Origin of the sequence: Citreicoccus inhibens (genome assembly GCF_019039035.1) — a bacterium.
GTDB lineage: Bacteria > Myxococcota > Myxococcia > Myxococcales > Myxococcaceae > Citreicoccus > Citreicoccus inhibens.
On the sequence record NZ_JAHNZT010000022.1, the window covers coordinates 22,689 to 42,266 of the forward strand.

A 19,578-nucleotide genomic window follows, 5' to 3' on the forward strand; every position below is an offset into this window, starting at 1 on the left:
CTAGCGGACGTCCTCCCGCGCCGGAGGCACGGCCGTCTCCGGTGCCGCTTGCGGGTAGCGGACGAACAGCCGCTTGAGGGCGCCGCGCTGGCGCTTCAGGTCCTCGCCCCGCGCCACCGCCTCGGTGCACGACACCCACGCCAGCCCCACGCACGCCGGAACGAACGGGAGGACCCAGCCCAGGTCCGCTGCGAGCCACCCCACCAGCGCCGTGTGCAGCACCAGCCCCAAGCCCGCCCATCCCAGCGCGCCCGCCAGCGTCCTGGCGCGGCGGCCCCGCCACAAGAAGAGCCCCAGCAGCGCCGCTGTCTCCAGCAATCCCGCCGCGGCGATGGCGCCAGCGGAGCGCATCACCCGGCCCGCGCGCAGGTTGTCCAGGGCGAAGGCATGAATCTCCACGCCCGGCACGGCGATCTGCCCCGGCAGCGTGCTCTGTCCGTGCAGGCCCGTGGCGGTGACGCCCAGGAAGAGCGTCTTGCCACGCAGGGCGAGGTCCAACCCCACCGACTTCGGATCCGCCTGGAGCACGTCGGACAGGCTCACCCGCGGCAGCCAGTCCACCGTGGGCAGCCGCATCAGCGGCGCGCCGGAGTCGATGGAGGCCGCGCGCAGCAACGCCTCGGTGCGCTCGGGATACAGATGCAACGCGGTGGCGAGTGCCAGCGAGGGCCACGCCCGGTCCTTCGCGCCCTGGAGGTACGGATACCGGCGGATGACGCCGTCGGGATCCACCAGCATGTTCAGGGTGCCGCCGCTGGCCGCGGCCATGCGCAACGGCGCGATGCTCGTGGCCATGCCCTGGAACTGAAGCCGCAACCCCTGCGACGAGAGCGGCAGGGGCGGGCCCGGAGGCGCGTCGCCGGAGGCGGACGGTGGTGAGGGCTCCTGGAGGCCGATGGCGCCGAGGATGACGACTCCCGCCTCGGAGAGCGCCTCGCCCAGCCGCGCGTCTCCGTCCTGGGCGCGCAGCCGGGTCTCCAGCTCCGTCACCAGCGCGGCCCCGGCGGGCGTCTGGTCCAACCCCGTCGCGCGCAGGCGCTCCAGGATGTCGTCGCCCAGCTCCAGCGCATCACGCGGGCCGGGCTGATCGAACAGGATGTCCACCACCACCGCGGAGGGGTGACGGGCGGCCAGCGCCTGGAACACGCGGGCCCACGTCGAGCGGGACAGCGGCCAGCGCTCGCCCAGGGCCGCGAGCGCCCGGTCATCGACCTCCACCAGCACCAGGTCCGCCGTGGGCGGCACCGAGGGCAACAGCCGGCTCGCGGCGAGGTCATACAGCGCGCGCTCTCCCAGCCCCGGCGCGCCCCCGGTCGCCCACGTCACCGCCGCCAGCCCCACGCCCACCAGCGCGCCCAGCCACCGCAGCAGGGCGGGGGACGGACGCGCGAGGCCGGCGCGAGGGGACGGGGACACGCTCATGGATGGACGTCGAAAGTGTAGATCTTCGAGGGGTAGCCGATGAACCCATCCGCGTCCACGGCGAGCACCCGCCAGAACCACTTGCCCATGAGCGCGGGCGGCACCGCCAACTCCAGGCCCGGGGCCGTCTGGACCTCGGTCCCCGACGCGAAGTCCGCGGCGCGCGCCAGCTCCACGCGGTAGCTGCTCGCGCCCTCGACGGCCTTCCACGTCAGCTTCGGCGCGGTGGGGAAGGTGCCCCCGCGCGGAGCCCCCAGCAGCGGTGCGGGCAACAGCGCGCGAGGCGCCTCGGGGGCCTGGTCCGGCTTCGCGCGCGAGCCAAAGCCTCCGTTGACGTCCACCTCGCCACGCTCCGCCGACAGGGCCACCTTGCCCTCCAGCGTCTCCAGGCGGCTGGTGCCATCCCCCTGCGCCGAGACGCGGAAGCGCGTGCCGCGCACCCCGGCCACCGCGCCGCGCGTGCGCACCTCGAACACAGAGCCCACGCCGCCCTTGGCGGCCTCTGTCTCCACGGTGCCGTGCAGCAGCTCCAGCTGCACCTTGCGCTGCATCTGCGCCGTCAGCTCCAGCGTGCCCAGGCGCACGAGGCTCTCCTGCGCCACGCGCACCACGCTGCCGTCCGCGAGCGCCAGCTCCGCCTGCGCGCCCTTCGCGGTGTTCACCAGCTCGCCCGTGTAGAGGGCATCTCCGGCGACGCGCGGACGCAGCTCGGCGGGATTGGGGCCCACCGATACGTCACCGCTGGCCGCGCGCAGCCGCGCCACGGCCGGCAGCGGCGCCCGCTCGATGTACGCGAGCTGGAGCTGCCCCGGCGCATCGGGCGCGGACGGCGGCGCCACCACGGACACGCGCGTGCGCGGCACGCCCGCGCTCACCAACACGTCCGCCGCCGCTCGGGCCACGGCGAGTCCTTGTCCTTCCAGGCGCTCGGCGTCCGGGAGGCGGGCGGCCACCGTGATGGAGCGGATGGCGGGGCGCGCCTTCACCGCCTCGGCGATCTCCCGCAGACACGCCTCGGTCTGCGCGCCGCGAGGGGCGAGCACGCTGCCGGTCTCCAGCCGTCCGTTCTCGAAGCGCAGCCCACCGCATGCGCCCGGGGCTGGCGCGGCCAGCGCGGGCTCGGCGAACAGGCCCAGGGCCAACCCGGCTCCCACCAGGAGCGTCGTCTTCACGGGGTGCCTCCCTCCGCCGAGGGCTCGGCGGTCTTCACGATGTTGAACTCGACGCGGCGGTTGTTCTCACGTCCGCGCGCCGTCGCATTGGTGTCCACCGGCTTCGACTCGCCAAAGCCCACCGCCTCCAGGCGCTCCGGCGCGATGCCCGTCTTCAGCAGGTGCGCCCGCACGTTGTTGGCGCGCCGCTGCGACAGGTTGAGGTTCTTCGCGTCATCGCCCTGGCTGTCCGTGTGGCCCTCGACGCGCACCCTCTCCAGCTCCGGGTGCGCCTTGAGGACGGACGCGACCTGCGAGAGCAACCCGTAGGAGCGCGGCAGGATGACGTCCTTGTTGGTGGCGAAGTACACCTTGTCGAGGATGACGATGCGCGAGCCCTCGAGCTTCACCTTCGACTGACCCTTGTCCGGGCACCCGTCGTCGTCGGCGACGCCGTTGATGGTCTCCGCCTCCAGCGGGCACTTGTCCTGGGCGTCGGGGATGCCGTCGCGATCGTTGTCCGGCTCCGGGCAGCCGTCCGAGTCCTCGAAGCCGTCCATGTCCTCGGGCACGTTCGGGCAGCGGTCCTCCGAGTCCACCAGGCCGTCTCCGTCGGAGTCCACCGGCGCGGGCGGCAGCGCCATCGGCGGCGGGGCGCTCGTCGAGGCCGTCGCCTCGGGGGGCAGCTCGTCCGGGCAGCCATCCTCGTCGCGGTAGCCGTTGCGCGTCTCGGGCTCGGTGGGGCAGATGTCCTCGGTGTCGGGGATGCCGTCGCCGTCGTCATCCGGATCCAGGCAGCCGTCATCGTCCTGGAACCCGTCGTAGTCCTCGGGGCCCAGCGCGCAGGCGGGGGCGGAGCGCGCTGGGGGCGCCGCGGGCGACCAGCCCAGGCCCGCGAGGACGCGGAAGCCCGGCGTGCCATAGCCGCGCGTCAGGCCCGGGCCCGCGCCCAGGTGCGCGGCCAGCCCGTTGGCGAATCGGTACTTGAGCGCGCCCAGCACCTCCAGCGGGCGCTCCTCGGTGTCCGTCTCCTGGAAACCCAGCGAGCCGGCGACCGTGGCCGCCGCGGTCAGCGCTGGGGTGAGCGGCACCTCCGCGCCCAGGCCGTAGGCGAACTCGTTGCCCACGTGCAGGTTGCGCAGCTGGGCCTCCTTGCGCAGGTTGACGCCCACGTTGGCCAGCAGCCGCACGGACTCGCCCAGCCACTCCGCCGCGACGCGGGGCTGGAAGGACGGGCCGTCCGAGCCCAGGAAGTTCGAGCCGCCCGCGGTGGGCAGCGTGAAGGGGAGCGCCAGGCCCAGGTGCAGGCCGCTGTCGGTGGACAGCAGCGCCACCTTGGGCACCACGCGCAGATCGCCCACGCCCGTGGTGCCCACGCCGCTCGCGAAGTCGGGCGACACGGCCCCGGAGGGCTGTGACGAGGTGGTGCTCACCGGCAAGGACAGGCCCAACTCCACCCGGCCGAACAGCGAGACGGAGCCCAGGAGGTCCAGCGAGAGCTGGCTCTTCACGATGCGGTACGTGAAGGCGTCCTTGCGCGGATCCAACACGTTGAGCGGATGGGACGCGTAGTTGAGCGACGCGCCCACGTTCCAGCCGAGGTGCTCCCGCACGCGCGCGCCATGGAGGCTCAGCACGTCATAGGCACCCGGGCCGGGTTTGTACTGCTGCACGTCAATGGCCTGGGACGCCGTGACCTGCGCCGAGGCGGGAGCCGCCACCCCGAGCGCCGCCGCCAGAGACAGGAGCACCCACCCCCGTGCGCGCCCTCGCTTGTCCAGTGAGCCGTAACCGTTCATGTCCTCGGTCCCATCCAAAAGGCCTGCAACGTCGGCGTTCCCCACGCGAGGCGTCCGTTCCATGTCACTTCGCCCCCGCGCTCATCGCGGCGCGAGCAGCGCCGAGACGTGCTGCGCCAGTGCCGGCAGCGGCTGGGGCTTGGGCAATACCAGATCCACCCCCGAGGCTCGCGCCCGCACCCCCAACTCCGGCGTGGTGAAGGCGGTCAGGAGCACCACCCGGGTGCGAGGGGCGGACTTGCGCGCGAACTCCGCGATGGCCAGCCCCTCCTCGGATTGAGTCCCGCTCAGCCGCAAATCACTGATGATGAGGTCGTACTGTCCGCGCGTCATCAGCCCTAGCGCCTCGTCCAAGCCCTCCGCCGAATCGACTTGATAGCCCGCCCCGGCGAAGAAGCGCCCCAGCACCCATCGCAGTGACGTCTCATCATCGACAATCAGGAGGTTGAGGGACACGGGGCGGGCGCACCAGCAAGGCCAGGGCCAGCGCGGTATCTTCCACGCCCTCCCAGGAGATCCAAATACTTACACGTAAGGACACGCCCCCGTCCTGGGGGCTGTCCGGATCATGGATCCGATTTCTGGAATCCGGACCGATTGATGCCCAGGCGTTTGAGCCGCTCGTAGAGGGAGGAGCGGGGGATTCCAAGCCGGGCGGCCGCGCGCTCGACGTGGCCGTTCTCCCGGCGCAGCACGCGCTCGATGTGTCGGCGCTCCAGCTCCTCCAGGGTGAGGTCGTCCTCGGCGGAGGTGTCGTCCTCGGACTGGGGCTCGAACCTCAGGTCTCCGCGCGACAGGGCCCCGCCGCCGGACAGCAGCACCGCGCGCTCCAGCACGTTGCGCAGCTCGCGGATGTTGCCCGGCCACGGATAGCGGATGAGGGCGGCCTCGGCGTCCGGCTGGAGCCCCACCTCGCGGCGTCCTCGGGGGGCGCCCATCTCCGCGAGGAAGTGGCGCGCGAGCACCGCGACGTCCTCGGGGCGCTCGCGCAGGGGCGGCACGTGGAGGATGAGCGTGCTGATGCGGAAGTACAGGTCGCTGCGGAAGCGCTTCTCGCGCGCGGCGGCGGACAGGTCCTGGTGCGTGGCCGCGATGAGGCGCACGTCCACGCGGCGATCCCTCACGTCCCCCAGCCGGCGGAAGCGCTTCTCCTCCAGCACCTTGAGCAGCTTGGGTTGGACGGCGACGTCCATGTCGCCAATCTCGTCCAGGAACAGGGTGCCGCGGTCCGCCACCTCCAGGAGGCCCTGCTTGGCCGCCACGGCGCCCGTGAAGGCGCCCTTCTCGTGACCGAACAGCTCCGAGTCCAGCAGCTCCTTGGAGAGCGCCGCGCAGTTGAGGTCCACGAAGGGCGCGTCCCCTCGAGGACCGCCTTCGTGCAACCAGCGCGCGAGCACGCTCTTGCCGCTGCCCGTCTCGCCCGTGACGAGCACCGGGCTGTCGCTGTTCACCACGCGCTCGGCCTGTGTGCGCAGGGCCTGGATGGCGGCGCTCGTTCCCAGGAAGGGCTCCACCGTGGCGCGCTCGCTGCGCGAGCGATCCGCGGCCTGCCGCTGGCGCTCCCGGCGCTGCGTCACCAGCCGCTCCAGCACGACGCGCAGCACCGCCAGCTCCACCGGCTTGGTGAGGAACTGCTCAGCGCCTTCCTTCACGGCCTGCACGGCCAGCTCGATGGAGCCATGGCCGGTGAGGACCACCAGCGGCACCGCCGCGTCGATCTCCTTCAAGCGCGGCAGCAACTCCAGCGCGGTGCCATCTGGAAGGCGGTAGTCCACCACCGCGGCATCGGGGCGATGGGTGCGGAAGGCCTCCTGCGCCTCGGCGAGGCTGGTGGCCTCGTCCACGTCGAAGCCGTGCGCGGTGAGGTAGCCCCGCATGCCCAGCCGGACACCGGGCTCGTCGTCCACGAGAAGGATGCGGGTGCGCGTCATGAGGCCAGGGAGTCTAGGGGCTGCGCCGCGGGATGCGAGGAAACAGCGGGCAGGAGCAGGGTCACCTCCGCGCCGCCCGCCGGATGGTTGCGCAGGCGGATCTGCCCCTGGTGCTCCTCCAGGATGCGCTGAACGATGGCCAACCCCAGGCCCGTGCCCCCTCGGCGCTTGCTGAAGAATGGCTCGAAGACGTGGGGCAGGTCCTCCTCGCGGAAGCCCGGCCCGCCGTCGTGCACCGTGCAGCGCACCCACGCCCGCCCGGCCTCCTCCGCGCTCTCCAGGGCCACCCAGACCGTGGCTCCCGAGGGAGAGTGTTGCACCGCGTTCTCCACGACATTTCGGAACACATGGAAGAGTCGTCGCGAGTCCATGCGCACGGGCGGGAGGTCCGGGGCCAGCTCGCGGGCGAGCGCGACGCCCGACTTCTCACTGACGAGCGCGCAGGCGGACACGGCCTCGGACACCACGGGCTCCACGGAGCCGTCCATCCACTCGCCCTGGCTGGGGCGGCCGTACTCGAACAACTCCTGGGTGAGGTGGTTGAGCCGCTTCACCTCGCCCCGGAGCACGTCGAGGTACGGTTGAAGCTCGGCGCGGGTGCCGAAGGTGGCCTCGATGGCGTCCACCACGGCGGAGATGGAGAAGAGGGGATTGCGCACCTCATGGGCCACGCCGCCGACGATCGCGCCCATGGCGGCCATCGTTTCGTTGCGCCGCAGGTTCGCTTGCAGCTCCAACACGCGCGTCACCTCCGTGACGACGAAGATGATGCGCGCATCCTCGCTGCCGGCCTCATCCACCCACGCGGCGGACAGCTCCCACGTGCGTCGCGAGCGAGGATCCTGCACCTGTCGCGCGGTGTTGCCGTGCGTCTGGAGCAGCTCGTCCACCATGGGCAGCGCGCTCGTCCAGGGCTCCACGTCGGCCACGGTGGACAGCGGTTGGCCGGAAGGATCCAACCCGCCGAAGAGGATGCAGGCCGCGGCGTTGAGGCGCTGGATGCTGCCGTCCGCGCCCAGCACCACCAGCGGCGAGCTGACCGCGTCGAACGTGCGGCGCCACTCCTGGGCCGAGCGGCGGAAGCTCTCGCTCAGCCGCTGGCGCAGCTCGTCCGCGAGGCGGCGATCGGTGATGTCGGTGACGACGCAGCCCACGTGCAGCTCGCCGTGGGCGTCCGTGGTGGAGGCCGCCGCGCGGCTGCGCACCCAGCGCATGCGGCCATCCGCGCAGACCAGCCGGTGTTCAATCTCCACCTCGGCGCCGGGCGCCAAGCCCTCGATGCAGGCGCGGTAGCGGGCTCGGTCGCCGGGGTGAACCATGTCCGCCCACAGCGGAGGCGGCGAGCCATCCGGTCCGGGCTGGGCGAAGGCGCTCGCGGGGTAGCCGGTGGTGCGCTCGATGACCGGCGTGCAGTAGAAGTCGCGCAGCAGTCCGCCGCGCAGCTTGCCGCCCCACAGGTAGTCCGGCAGCGAGCGGGTGAGGACGTCCAATCGGCCTTCGTGCTCTTGGAGGGACTGCTCCGCGCGCATGCGCTCGGTGACCTCGGAGAGCGCGGCGATGACGCCCAGCACCTGGCCCTGGGCGCCGCGCACGCGTGAGAACGTCCCGAACCAATAGCGAGACTCCCCGGGGGCCGCGGGGGTCTCCACGCGCAAGCCCGCGTCCTGCACCGGGCCGTCCGACTCCAACGCCCGCAGCAGGCGCATCTCCAGGACGGTCCCGAGCGCGGGCAGCACCTCGGTCACATGGCGGCCCAGGTGCTCCGTGACGGGCAGGCCGTGCATGGCGGCGAGCGCGGCGTTGACGTGCACGTAGCGCAGCTCCCGATCGTAGAAGGCGAAGCCCAGGGAGGCGATGTCCATGAAGCCGTCGCGCAGCGTGCGCGAGTCGCGCAGGTTGCCCAGCGCGGCGTCCCGCTCCTTGCGTGCCCGCCTCAGCTCGGTCACGGCGACGAAGCAACCCGCGCCCGCCATCATGACGAACCCCGCGAGCCACGCGGCGGAGTCGGGCACGGACACGAGGCCGATGAGGCATGCACCGCCCACGGCGGTCGCGGCCAGCGACGCGAGCGTGGCGAGGTCCAGCGGCAGGGAGCGGGAGACGTCCAGTCGTTGCATGAGGGCAGCCGGGCAGCGTACCCGGTTTCCGTGCCGCGATGAGCGCGTCCGGCGGGGAGGGCGGGCGCGCGTCCCGGCGCCATCCACCCGAGCGGCGTGCCGAGCCCCTGTCCTCGCCGCGGCGCGAGGTGGCTGTCCCATGCGAGCTCCGCCGTCACGTTCCCGGGATGGGAGCGCACGCGGATGCCGACACAGGAGGCCGAACCATGAGAGCTGGCTGGTGGGGACTTGGGGGCCTGGGGCTGGGACTGGGCCTGATGTACTGGACGGATCCACGCAACGGCCGCTGGCGCCGCGCGCATCTCCAGGGCCGCGCGGTGCACGCTGGCCATGAGGCGAGCGATGCGGTGGGCATCGTCTCGCGCGACCTGTCCCACCGCACGCGGGGCCTCCTGCGAGAGGCCCTGGCGCGCCTGCGAACGGGCGAGCCCGTGCCCGACGCGACCCTGGAGCAGCGGTTGCGCGCGGCGCTGGGGCGCGTGTGCTCCCATCCCGGCGCGGTGCGGGTGACGGCCCTGAATGGCCACGTGGTGCTGGAGGGGGACGTGCTCGCGCCAGAGTCCCGCCGCCTGGTGGCACGCCTGCGCGCCGTGCGAGGCGTCAAGGACGTGGACGACAAGCTGCTCGTTCACGACGAGCCCGGCCGCCACCCCGCCTTGCAAGGCGGCGCGATGCGTGCGGGGGCGCGGCTGCGCATCCATTGGTCACCCTCGGCGCGGTTCCTCTGCGCCATGGGCGGGCTGGGGCTCCTGTCGTGGGGCGCGCGACGGGGCGGTGCTCTCGGCGTGGCGGCGGGCCTCGGGGGCGCGCTGCTGGGCGTGCGTGCGGTGACGAACCAGGACCTGCGGATGCTCACGGGCATTGATGCGCGAGGCCGAGGAATCGTCCTGCACAAGGACGTGACGGTGGACGCGCCCGTGGAGGAGGTGTTCGCGTTCTGGGAGGCCATGCACAACTTCCCGCGCTTCATGACCCATGTGGATGACGTGCGGCTCATCGCGAAGGACCGCTCGCGCTGGAGGGTGAAGGGGCCGGCGGGGACCCACTTCGAGTGGGAGGCGGTGACGGTGCGCAGCGTGCCGAACCGGCTCCTGGCCTGGCGCAGCGAGCGCAACGCCACGGTGCGCAACGAAGGCGTCGTCCGCTTCGAGTCCATGGCGTCGGGCAAGACGCGCGTGGACATCCGGCTGTCGTACCTGCCGCCCGCCGGCGCACTGGGGCATGCCTTCGCGAAGCTGCTGGGCGCGGATCCGAAGAAGCAGATGGATGATGATCTGCTGCGCTTCAAGTCGCTGCTGGAGCGGGGCAAGGCCACCGGCCGCGAGACGGTGACGCGGGAGCAGCTCCTCGGGGGGCGTCGCCCCTCGCGCACCACGCATTGAAACGCGCTGTCCGCGCGAGCCCTCACCTTCGGGCCCGCGCAGGCGCTACCCTGCGCCGCGGTGACGATGAGCGACATCCCCCACGACGAGGCGCCGCGCGACCTGGACCTTGGCCCCGAGGACGCGCGGGCCCTGACCGAGGTGCGCGCCGCGCTCCAGGCCGAGCTGCCGCGGATCGCGCAGACCCTGGCCTCGCGCCTGCGCGCGCACGCGGTCCTGGGCGCGTCGGCACGGGAGGTGCCCGCCTTGGAATCGGGGCTCCTCGACGGCTTGGCGGCCCTGCTCGCCTCGCCCTCGCCCGCGCCGTGGTGGGACGCGGCCTCCGGGCTGTCGCCCACCGTGGTGCTGGGCGCCGCCCGTCAGGTGCGCGAGGCGCTCGAGGCGCACCTGGGCACGGTGCCGGAGTCCGCGCGCGCGGCGCTGCGCCGCCGGTTGGACGTGGAGGTCGCGAGCATCCTCCAGCTTCGACAGGCGCAGCGCGCGCGTGAGGCGCGGTTGGCATCGGTGGGCGAGCTGGTCGGCGCCATCGGGCATGAGCTGCGCAATCCGCTGGCCGTGCTGGGGACCTCTGTCACCGTGCTGGAGGCCCGCCCGGAGCTGGCGCGTGACGAGCGGGTGCGTCGGATTCTTTCGGGGATGGGCGAGCAGTTGAGGCTCGCGGGTCGCATCGTGTCGGGGCTGCTCGGGCTGGTGCGCGACGCGCCCATCGCATGGCACGCGGTGGCGCTGACGGACCTCTGGGCGGAGTCCCTGGAGGCCGTGCCGCGTCCCGAGGGCGTGGGCCTCCACGCGCAAGGCCTCGATGGGCTCGCGCCCGTCGCGGGCGACGCGGTGCTCCTGCGACAGGTGTTCGTGAACCTGCTGGAGAACGCGGTGGCCGCCGTGGGCACGCGCGGCACGGTGGCCCTCTCCGCGTCCCGCGATGGCGCGATGATCGAGATCGCGCTGGAGGACTCGGGCCCCGGCGTGGACGCGGCGCTGCGGCATCGCCTGTTCGAGCCCCTGGTGACGAACAAGGCCCGGGGCACGGGCCTGGGGCTCGCATTGGTCCGACGCCTGGTCGAACGCCACGGCGGACACGTGCGCTACGCCCCGCGCTCGGGAGCAGGCGCGCGGTTCGTGCTCCGCCTCCCCGTCTGGCGCGGCGCGAGCTAGGAACTCTTCGGCAGGGCCTTGGCGACGCGCAGGGCCCACGCCTCGGCTGAGTCGAGCTCCGCGCGAGCGCTCGCGTAGCGCTCGAGACTCTCCTCGGAGCCATCATTCGAGAAGATGGCGGCGTGGAGATCCGCCTGCGAACGCGTCAGGCGGATGCTCGCTTGGAGCCACAGCCGGGCCGCGTCCAACGAAGCCATGTCATCCGCGACGGCATCCCGCGACTCATCCAGGGCGCTTGCATGCTTGTCGTGTCTGTTCATGCCCGGATGGTCGCCATGCACCAAAGGCGTGACACCTGGACTCTCGGGCAATGAGAAGATGAATCCTTGGCATTGCGAACACTCGCCTGTCCTCCAGGGGAGGGACGGACGAGCCCGGTGCCAGCGTCGCGCACCGGGCTCGGCTGCGGCCCGTTTTCAGAGGGAGCGGGTAGGGCTCACTGGTACGTCGCGACGTAGGTGCCGGCCTGCGCCGCGTTCACGAACGCGTAGGCGACACCCTTGATGGTTTGCTGAGGGGCGCTGACTGCTGAGCCATTGACACTCACCGAGACGAGTGCGCGCCCATTGAACGAGTGCACCGGCACCATCAGGGACAGGTTGCGCGCCGGGGTGGTGACGGTGAAGGAGAGCGCCGTGCCGGTAAAGGCCAGCGCGTTCACGTGTGTCCCTTCGCGCGCATCGAGCCACTCGAGCAGCTGCTTGGCGCTGATGACGGGCACGCCCTCGCGCTGCGCGGACGCGATGATGGCGTCCGAGCCCGACGACGGCTGCGCGTCCACGTGCATGTTGGCGGTGAAGGCGCCGTAGTAGCCCAGCGGGCCCACGGCGTTGGCCAGCAGCGTGTCGATGTGCAGCGGGAAGGACTGGCCGGACTCGTCGGTCATCTGCGTGGTGGCCTGATAGACGTCAATCGGCGTGCCGTCCTCATCCGCGAAGCGCATGGGAATGCCCGAGCCCGTGAAGAGGCCCGGACGGTCCTGTACCCACTCGGGCGGCCAGAAGTAGTAGTTGGTGTCCAGCCGGATGCCGTGGCGCAGCGCCACCTTGGGCTGCGTGGACCAGTCGCTCCACACGATGCAGTGCGTGCGGTTGGTGACGGGCGCGGGCAGGGTCGGGTAGGTGGCCGCGAAGCTCGCGAGCTGCGGCGTGTACGTGGCCGGATCCAGGTTCGTCGCGGTGAAGTCCGTGCAGCCCGTGTCCAGGTGGATGGCGTACTCGAAGCCCTGCGCCACGTAGGCCGCCGCCGTCGCCGCGTCGATTCCACCGATGTAGTTGTAGACGGTGGAGCGGACGCACTCCCAATCCGCCACGCTGCACCCGGTGGGGCTCGCCGCGAGGTACTGGTTGAGGCGCGCCACGGTGGCGTTGCCCGGGTGTCCATCGCCCGTCATCACCACCACCGCCTTCTTCGCGCGCGGGAAGTACCACAGGCGCGGCAGGGGGATGGGGCTCGTCAGGTGGAGCATGTTCACGAGCAGCCGCTGCTGCTCATCCGCCTGCGGAATCTGGACCTTGCTCAGGTTCACCCAGTCCGGCTGCGGATCGTACAAGGCGTTGCCGTAGAACATGTCGTCGGAGCGGGCGCGCGGTCCGATGCTGGAGCCGTCTCGGTTCTGGCCCTGCCACGCGGGATTGCCCTGCCGCGTGTAGACCACGGACTTCGCCAGGTCGTACGCGAACGCGATGGCGGTGCCGGCTCCTACGGAGCGCAGGCTGATGGCGGCGGCGGTGGAGGGCGTGATCGCATCGCTGTAGAGCGGGGCGACCACGCGCGTGCCGGACACCACCGTGTGGAGGTCCGCCACGCCGTGGTACTGCACCGTCTCCACGGTGATGCCCTGGCCGGGCGCCTGCGAGGTGTCCGCGCGCAGATAGCCGTTGGCCAGCGTGCCCGTGGTCGCGTTGAGGCCCATCAGGCTGTCCAGGTTCGCGCCCGGCCGCATGGCGATGAGCGTGCCGCCCGCGTTCACCCAGGGGGTGAGCAGCGCCACCTGCGCGGCGGAAAGCGCCTGCTCGCCCAGGATCACGACCTTGTAGTCGTTGAGCGACACGGTCGACCCCAGGTTGCCGGTGTCCGTGGCTGCGAACGTGGTGATGCCCTCGGCCTTGAGGATCTCCTTCATGTAGTCCGTGAACGGATTGCCCGGCGCCGTGGCGACGAGCACCGGGCCCGAGCCGGTGACACCCGGGCGAGGCGGCGGACCATTGGACTGGAAGAGGACATCCACCCAGTAGTTGGTCGAGCGGTAGCTCTGCGAGGGGAAGGTGGAGGTGCTCGCATACGCATACACGCCGTTGCCACCGGCCGTGGTCGCGCCGGGCAGCGCGCGCAGGGGCGGGGTGTTCATTCCCGCCGCGAGGCCATCCGAGTCATACGAATAGCCGCCCATCGGCGCGAAGTACGAGGCGACGTAGGTCGTGCCCGCGGCGATGTCCACGGGCGTGGCGAACTCCACGAGCTGCCAGCCCGAGGCCGTCTCGGACGTGAACGTGGCGCTGGCCAAGAGCGTGCCTGTGCTGCTCCACAGATTGCCCACGTGGGCGCCGGTGTTGCCGCCGCCCTTGAAGAAGCGGATGCCCTTCACCTTGCCGTCCAGGTCGGACGTGAACTTCACCCCCAGCTCGATGGCCTGTGTCTCGGGCGCGGTGGCGACGGCGGGCGTCGCTGATGCGCTCCAGAGGCTGAGCCCCGGGACGGGAGGCTGCGTGGGCGGAGGCGCGCCCGTGGCCTGGAAGACGACGTCCACCCAGTAATTCGAATTGTTGAAGCTCTGCGTGGGGAATCGCGTGCTGGCGCCATAGGCATACACACCGTTGCCGCCGTTGGCATTGCCGGGGAGCGCGTGCAGCGGAGGCGTGTCCAGGCCCGTGGCGAGCGCGCCGTCGTTGAAGGCATACGCGCCCACGGGCGCGAAGTACGAGGCCACGTATTGCGTGTTCGCGGCGATGGCCACCGGCGCGGAGAAGCGCACCTCCTGCCAGCCCGTCGCCGTCTCGGCGCTGAACGTCGCGGTGGCCAGCAGCGTGCCCGAGCTGCTCCACAGGTTGCCCACGTGCGTGCCGGTGTTGGCCGTGCCCTTGTAGAACCGCACGCCGAGCACGTTGCCGCTCACGTCCGCCTGGAACTTCACGCCCACCTCCACGGCCTGCGCGTCGTTCGTCACCGAGGCGACGGAGGGCGTGGCGGTGGAGGGCCAGAGCGTGACGGGCTCGACGGGGCGGAACACCACGTCCACCCAATAGTTCGAGTTGCGGTAGCTGCTCGTGGGGAACACCGAGCTGGCGCCGTACTGGAACAAGCCGTTGCCGCCCGAGGAGGGACCGGAGGGCGCGTGCAGGGGCGGATTGTCCAGCCCCGTCGTCAGCCCCGCGTCGGTGAAGCCATACGCGCCCACGGGTGCGTGGTACGAGGCCACGTACGTCGTCCCCGGGGTGATGCGCACCGGCGTGGCGAAGTCCACCTGCTGCCAGCCCGTGGCGGTTTCCGCGGTGAACGTCGCGGTGGCGAGTTGCGTGCCCGTGCGGGTCCACAGACTGCCCACGTGGGTGCCGGTGTTGTTCGCGCCTTTGTAGAAGCGGATGCCGGTGATGTCGCCCGCGACGTCCGACGTGAACTTCACGCCCAGCTCCACGGAGGCGGAGTCATTGGTGACAGACGCGACGGTGGGGACGTCCGTCGGAAGGAACAGCGAATAGGTCTGCGCTTGCGCACGGCCTGCACTGAAAGCCAGCCACGCGGCCGCCCAGATCAGGGCCGCGCGGCACTTCATGCCAGTCATGAGATGTCTCTCCTCGGAGGGATGCGGGCGCATCATCCAGAGGAGGTCCGACGCTCTCAAAGAATCCAGAATGAAACAGAATTGTTGCTTATGTCGTGAATTCAACGTTCCGGCGTGGGTGCCATGGCGACGCGCAGCGTTTCATCGACGCGGCATCTTTGTGTGGCGCGGCCCTGCGTGGGGCGCGCGTGACTCCAGGTCTCGACCACCGCCTCGATGCGTGGCGCCAGGTGGAGCACCGAGCCGGGGAAGCAGCAGCCGGGCAGTCGGGTGAAGATGTCGCGGACGGCCTCGGCTTCGGCGTCGGTGGGCACGGCGACGTGCGGTCGCACGATGAGGTCGGTGAAGTGAGGCATCCGTCCCGGCCCGCCAATCACTCGGCCGAGCGCGGAGCTTTGGTAGAAGAGCACGGAGATGTCCGCGGTGCGCACGTGCTCCAGGAAGGCCAGGAGCGTGCGTCCTTCCACGGCGCCCACCAGCAGCGCCTCGGGCTCCCAGCGTCCCTCGGAAGGGTCCGCGGTGAACCCAAGCTGCCGGCCAATGGGCACGGGCGGCGCGTGATCACTGGTGAGCACCGCGCTGTGGGCCCCCTGCCAGAAGAGGCGCGTTTCGTACTCGGTGATGGAAATCGATGTCATGAGACGCCTCCCAGGTGGCGCTGAGAGGGCGCCTCTTCAATGCCCGTGCCGCGCGGATGGCGGCCAGCGGACCTCACGTCGTCCTCGCGGGAGGGACACCCGCACGCGCGCTCATTCATCGCGGGGCGGCCGGACGACGAAGACAGGGCGAACGCCGTGCATGATGACCTCCTGCGCCACCGAGCCCGCCAGGGCGCGCGACAAGCCCGTGCGGCCATGACTGGCCATGCAGATGAAGTCGCAGTCGAGCCGCTCCGCCGCCTGTCCAACGGCCTCGGCGACGCGTCGGTTGGCGACGATCTCCACCTCGGTGGTGATGCGTCGGGCCGATGCCTCCTCGGGAATCAAGGCGCGCAGGGCCACTTCGATGCGCTCACGCTGCGCGCGCGCCTCGGGCGTCATGGGCTCGACGAAGCGGCGCGGATCGAACGTCTCGCCGGACTCAGGCTCGGCCACGTGCAGCAGACACACCGTGCCGCCCTCGGGGATGAGCGCGTAGGCATACCGCGCGGCGGCCGAGCCCCAGTCGGACAGGTCCGTGGGCACGAGCACGCGCCGCACCGAGGGGAGGGGCCGCGGCTGGAGCGCGCTGACCGGAACGCACAGCACGTTGGTGCTCGAGTTCTGGAGCACGTGTTGAGACACCGAGCCGTACCACCACCGCCGCGCGCCGGTGCGCTGATGCGTGCCCACGACGATGAGGTCCACGGACTCGCGCCCCGCCAGCGACACCAGCGCCTCGGAGGGGCGGCCCAGGCCGGACTGGAGCTGCACCCAGACGGCGCCCGTGCCGGGCATGTCACCCAGGCGCGCGAGCAGATCGCGACGCAGGGCCTGCTCCGCTTCGGGCGTGGCCTCGGCCCCCGGCGTGAGCGGCAGTCCGTAACGCGCGTGCGCGTCCACGCCCCAGTAGTGGTGCGCCGCGATGACCTCACACGGCCCCAGTGAGCGCATCTGCTTCACCCACGCCACCGCGGCGTCCGACGGCGGAGAGAACGACAGCCCCAGCAGCACCCGCAGCGAGCCCACGCCGCTGGCCCAGGCCTCCAACGCGCGGGCGTTCTGGAGCACGAGCACCGGACAGTGCGCGCTCTCCACCACGCGCTCGGCCACGCTGCCCATGCGCCAGCGCGGTGCCCGCTGCCCATGCCGCGACAAGACGATGAGGGCGGCATGGCGGCTCGTGGCCAGGTCCACCAACACCTCGTCGGGGACGCCCTCCAGCAAGTGCGCCTCGACGGCGACCCCGCGCGCGCGCAGCGCATCCGCTTGTTCATCCAGGCGGGCCCGGGCGCCCTGTTGCAGCGCCTCGTCCGAGGACTTGGAGCGCCCACCGCTGCCGTACTCCGTCACGTGCACCAGATGGAGCGATTCGCCCATCCGGTGCGCGAGCGCCGTCGCGGTCTCCGCCGCCTCCATCGCCTGCGAGGAGAAGTCGGTTCCGAAGACGATGGCCATGGTTCCCCCGTTCGTGTCTGCCGCCCGTTCGCGCGCCGTGGAGGGCTCACGCGTCGTAGGAGGCCGCCATCTCCCGGCGATCCTGGATGTCGATGAGGTGCTGCGCGTACTTCACGAGGTCCGCCTCGGTGAGGATGCCGAGCAATGCGTCGTCCTCGTCCACCACGGGGAGGCAGCCGTACTTCTGCGCGAGCATCAGCCGCACCGCGTCGCGCAGCGGTGTGTCCGGCCGCACCGTGGCCACTTCGCGCGTCATGATGTCCGCGGCCCAGATGGGGCGCTCGGGGGGCGGCCCGTGGTGCGCCGCGGCGCGCAGCAGGTCGCGGTGCGTGACGAGCCCCACCAGCCGCCCCTGGCGCACCACCGGCAGGTGCCGGATGCGGTGCAGGCGCAAGAGCTCGTCCGCCTTGACCAGGTTCTGGGTCTCCGTGAGGGTGACCACGGGCCGTGTCATCAGCTCGCCAACGATCTGCATGGGGCCCTCCGCTCGGGCGCGCCGCCGGAGCCATCCCCGGAGGTGCTGCCTGGGACGGTCATTCCCCCATCCGGCACGTGCAAGCCGGCGGGCCGGGCGCACCGCTCGTACGCCCGCGCCCAGCCGAGTGGTGTCCACCGAACGCGACCTCGCCCGAACGGTGGGTTGAAGGCGGCGATGGCGTGCGCTAGACCGGCGCGCGTCGCTAGGGGTGCCCCACCATGGGGGCTGAGACGGCCGCGAGCGGGCGGCCAACCCTTTGAACCTGAACCGGGTCATTCCGGCGGAGGGAAGCGGCGGGCGCTCCACGCCCCGCCTGTCTTCTCTCGTGCCGAGAGGAGAAGCAGATGAGCGGAGCATCCAAGAGCCTGAAGGTCGACGGAAAGGCGCTCGAGGGCATCACCCGGGGGCCGCTGCCGGCCTCTCGCAAGGTGTACGTCCCGGGCGTGCTGCACCCTGACCTGCGCGTGCCCCTGCGCGAGATTGCCCAGACCCCCACGCACCTGGGGCACGGGCCGAACGCGCAGGTGACGCCCAACCCCGCCGTGTTCGTCTACGACTCCAGCGGGCCGTATACGGACCCCGCCGCGGAGATCGATCTGCGCAAGGGCCTGGCCGCGCCGCGCGAGGCGTGGATCCACGCCCGGGGCGACACGCGCGAGCTGACCGGGATCACCTCCGAGTACGGCCGCCAGCGCGAGTCCGACGCGCGCCTGGACGGGCTGCGCTTCGCCCACCGCCGCAAGCCCCGCGTGGCCAAGGCCGGCGCCAACGTCAGCCAGATGCACTACGCGCGCAAGGGCATCATCACGCCAGAGATGGAGTACGTGGCCGTGCGCGAGAACCAGCGCCTGGACGCGTCGCTCGCCGCGCAGCACCCGGGGCACTCCTGGGGCGCGGCCATCCCCCGCGTCATCACCCCCGAGTTCGTGCGGGACGAGGTGGCCCGGGGGCGCGCCATCATCCCCGCCAACATCAATCACCCGGAGCTGGAGCCGATGATCATCGGCCGTAACTTCCTGGTGAAGATCAACGCCAACATCGGCAACTCCGCGGTGACGTCCTCCATCGAGGAGGAAGTGGAGAAGATGGTCTGGTCCATCCGCTGGGGCGCGGACACCGTGATGGACCTGTCCACCGGCCGCAACATCCACGAGACGCGCGAGTGGATCCTCCGCAACGCCCCGGTGCCCATCGGCACGGTGCCGATCTATCAGGCGCTGGAGAAGGTGGGCGGCAAGGCCGAGGACCTCACGTGGGAGCTGTTCCGCGACACGCTCATCGAGCAGGCGGAGCAGGGCGTGGACTACTTCACCATCCACGCGGGCGTGCGGCTCCAGTACGTCCCGCTCACCGCGCGTCGCCTCACGGGCATCGTCAGCCGCGGCGGCTCCATCCTGGCCAAGTGGTGCCTCGCGCACCATCGCGAGAACTTCCTCTACACGCACTTCGAGGAGATCTGCGAGATCATGAAGGCGTACGACGTCAGCTTCAGCCTGGGAGACGGGCTGCGGCCGGGCTCCATCGCCGACGCGAACGACGCCGCGCAGTTCGGTGAGCTGGAGACCCTGGGTGAGCTGACCCAGGTGGCCTGGAAGCACGACGTGCAGGTGATGATCGAGGGCCCGGGCCACGTGCCCATGCACCTCATCCAGGAGAACATGACCAAGCAGCTCGCGGTCTGCGGCGAGGCGCCCTTCTACACGCTGGGGCCCCTCACCACGGACATCGCGCCGGGCTACGACCACTTCACCAGCGGCATCGGCGCCGCGATGATCGGTTGGTTCGGCACCGCGATGCTCTGCTACGTCACGCCCAAGGAGCACCTGGGCCTGCCGGATCGCGACGACGTGAAGGAGGGCGTGATTACGTACAAGATCGCCGCCCACGCCGCGGACCTGGCCAAGGGGCATCCAGGCGCTCAGGCCCGCGACAACGCGCTCTCCAAGGCGCGCTTCGAGTTCCGCTGGGAGGATCAGTTCAACCTCTCGCTGGACCCCGAGCGGGCCCGCGCCTTCCACGACGAGACCCTCCCCGCGGAAGGGGCCAAGGTCGCGCACTTCTGCTCCATGTGCGGTCCTCAGTTCTGCTCGATGAAGATCACCCAGGAGGTCCGCGACTACGCCCAGCAGACGGGCGTGGCGGAGACCTCGGTCCTCCAGAGCGGGATGGAGGAGAAGAGCGAGGAATTCAAGAAGGCGGGCGGCCAGCTCTACCGTTGAGGCCCCAAGCAGGTCGTGACGACCTGCTGCATCCTCTGTCCTCCTGG

Annotated in this window: 14 protein-coding genes and 1 riboswitch; of the genes, 3 read left to right on the forward strand and 11 right to left on the reverse strand. The window is 71.4% G+C overall.

Annotation, left to right across the window (positions count from 1 at the left end; genetic code table 11):
* From KRR26_RS23285 to KRR26_RS23310, 6 genes are all read right to left on the reverse strand, one after another.
* Entirely contained in the window at positions 1-1,422 is a 1,422-nt protein-coding gene (locus KRR26_RS23285) for a CHASE2 domain-containing protein (protein ID WP_120203542.1), read from the reverse strand.
* Positions 1,419-2,594, reverse strand: coding sequence for a FecR family protein (locus KRR26_RS23290; RefSeq protein WP_233576711.1), 1,176 nt, complete (start codon positions 2,592-2,594; stop codon positions 1,419-1,421). Before KRR26_RS23290 ends, KRR26_RS23285 begins: the two co-directional genes overlap by 4 nt.
* A complete protein-coding gene (locus tag KRR26_RS23295) occupies positions 2,591-4,324 on the reverse strand; it encodes an OmpA family protein (protein WP_328707201.1) in 1,734 nt (577 codons plus the stop codon). The genes KRR26_RS23290 and KRR26_RS23295 overlap by 4 nt, the downstream gene beginning before the upstream one ends.
* 129 nt (positions 4,325-4,453) lie before the next feature.
* Positions 4,454-4,828 carry a response regulator gene (locus KRR26_RS23300; RefSeq protein ID WP_120203544.1) on the reverse strand — a complete coding sequence of 125 codons (375 nt, stop codon included), beginning with the start codon at positions 4,826-4,828 and terminating at the stop codon, positions 4,454-4,456.
* A gap of 110 nt (positions 4,829-4,938) precedes the next feature.
* A complete protein-coding gene (locus KRR26_RS23305; RefSeq protein ID WP_217080865.1) occupies positions 4,939-6,303 on the reverse strand; it encodes a sigma-54-dependent transcriptional regulator in 1,365 nt (454 codons plus the stop codon).
* Complete coding sequence (locus KRR26_RS23310; protein ID WP_217080866.1) at positions 6,300-8,420, reverse strand: PAS domain-containing sensor histidine kinase; 2,121 nt, start codon at positions 8,418-8,420, stop codon at positions 6,300-6,302. The genes KRR26_RS23305 and KRR26_RS23310 overlap by 4 nt, the downstream gene beginning before the upstream one ends.
* A gap of 206 nt (positions 8,421-8,626) precedes the next feature.
* On the opposite strand from KRR26_RS23310, the gene KRR26_RS23315 reads away from it, so the two are divergent.
* Both KRR26_RS23315 and KRR26_RS23320 read left to right on the forward strand, forming a co-directional pair.
* Positions 8,627-9,802: an SRPBCC family protein gene (locus KRR26_RS23315; protein ID WP_217080867.1), complete on the forward strand. Its 1,176-nt coding sequence runs from the start codon at positions 8,627-8,629 to the stop codon at positions 9,800-9,802.
* A gap of 66 nt (positions 9,803-9,868) precedes the next feature.
* Positions 9,869-10,957, forward strand: coding sequence for a sensor histidine kinase (locus tag KRR26_RS23320; RefSeq protein ID WP_217080868.1), 1,089 nt, complete (start codon positions 9,869-9,871; stop codon positions 10,955-10,957).
* Here KRR26_RS23320 and KRR26_RS23325 read toward each other — a convergent pair.
* The 5 genes from KRR26_RS23325 to KRR26_RS23345 all read right to left on the reverse strand — a co-directional run bounded on the left by KRR26_RS23325 (position 10,954) and on the right by KRR26_RS23345 (position 17,309).
* Positions 10,954-11,217 (reverse strand): FruA-associating protein, FapA, encoded by a 264-nt coding sequence (locus KRR26_RS23325; RefSeq protein WP_199723695.1) that lies wholly within the window; start codon positions 11,215-11,217, stop codon positions 10,954-10,956. The genes KRR26_RS23320 and KRR26_RS23325 overlap by 4 nt on opposite strands.
* A 176-nt stretch (positions 11,218-11,393) precedes the next feature.
* Positions 11,394-14,738, reverse strand: coding sequence for a DUF4082 domain-containing protein (locus tag KRR26_RS23330; RefSeq protein ID WP_217080869.1), 3,345 nt, complete (start codon positions 14,736-14,738; stop codon positions 11,394-11,396).
* Between the two features lie 101 nt (positions 14,739-14,839).
* Positions 14,840-15,376 carry a hypothetical protein gene (locus KRR26_RS23335; RefSeq protein ID WP_233576712.1) on the reverse strand — a complete coding sequence of 179 codons (537 nt, stop codon included), beginning with the start codon at positions 15,374-15,376 and terminating at the stop codon, positions 14,840-14,842.
* 111 nt (positions 15,377-15,487) lie between these two features.
* Entirely contained in the window at positions 15,488-16,834 is a 1,347-nt protein-coding gene (locus KRR26_RS23340) for a universal stress protein (RefSeq protein WP_217080870.1), read from the reverse strand.
* A gap of 46 nt (positions 16,835-16,880) precedes the next feature.
* A complete protein-coding gene (locus tag KRR26_RS23345; RefSeq protein WP_217080871.1) occupies positions 16,881-17,309 on the reverse strand; it encodes a CBS domain-containing protein in 429 nt (142 codons plus the stop codon).
* 197 nt (positions 17,310-17,506) lie between these two features.
* Positions 17,507-17,618: riboswitch (TPP riboswitch) on the forward strand.
* A 38-nt stretch (positions 17,619-17,656) separates the two neighbouring features.
* Between KRR26_RS23345 and thiC the strand changes: the two genes are divergently transcribed.
* Positions 17,657-19,531 (forward strand): phosphomethylpyrimidine synthase ThiC, encoded by a 1,875-nt coding sequence (gene thiC / locus KRR26_RS23350; protein WP_120203555.1) that lies wholly within the window; start codon positions 17,657-17,659, stop codon positions 19,529-19,531.
* The last annotated feature ends 47 nt before the right edge of the window (positions 19,532-19,578 follow it).

What these genes read in the sequence shown, in the direction of transcription:
- KRR26_RS23285 (WP_120203542.1), bottom strand. Translation starts at nt 1,422, where the DNA reads ATGAGCGTGTCCCCGTCCCCTCGCGCCGGCCTCGCGCGTCCGTCCCCC.
- KRR26_RS23305 (WP_217080865.1), bottom strand. Translation starts at nt 6,303, where the DNA reads ATGACGCGCACCCGCATCCTTCTCGTGGACGACGAGCCCGGTGTCCGG.
- KRR26_RS23310 (WP_217080866.1), bottom strand. Translation starts at nt 8,420, where the DNA reads ATGCAACGACTGGACGTCTCCCGCTCCCTGCCGCTGGACCTCGCCACG.
- KRR26_RS23315 (WP_217080867.1), top strand. Translation starts at nt 8,627, where the DNA reads ATGAGAGCTGGCTGGTGGGGACTTGGGGGCCTGGGGCTGGGACTGGGC.
- KRR26_RS23320 (WP_217080868.1), top strand. Translation starts at nt 9,869, where the DNA reads ATGAGCGACATCCCCCACGACGAGGCGCCGCGCGACCTGGACCTTGGC.
- KRR26_RS23325 (WP_199723695.1), bottom strand. Translation starts at nt 11,217, where the DNA reads ATGAACAGACACGACAAGCATGCAAGCGCCCTGGATGAGTCGCGGGAT.
- KRR26_RS23330 (WP_217080869.1), bottom strand. Translation starts at nt 14,738, where the DNA reads ATGACTGGCATGAAGTGCCGCGCGGCCCTGATCTGGGCGGCCGCGTGG.
- KRR26_RS23335 (WP_233576712.1), bottom strand. Translation starts at nt 15,376, where the DNA reads ATGACATCGATTTCCATCACCGAGTACGAAACGCGCCTCTTCTGGCAG.
- KRR26_RS23340 (WP_217080870.1), bottom strand. Translation starts at nt 16,834, where the DNA reads ATGGCCATCGTCTTCGGAACCGACTTCTCCTCGCAGGCGATGGAGGCG.
- KRR26_RS23345 (WP_217080871.1), bottom strand. Translation starts at nt 17,309, where the DNA reads ATGCAGATCGTTGGCGAGCTGATGACACGGCCCGTGGTCACCCTCACG.
- thiC (WP_120203555.1), top strand. Translation starts at nt 17,657, where the DNA reads ATGAGCGGAGCATCCAAGAGCCTGAAGGTCGACGGAAAGGCGCTCGAG.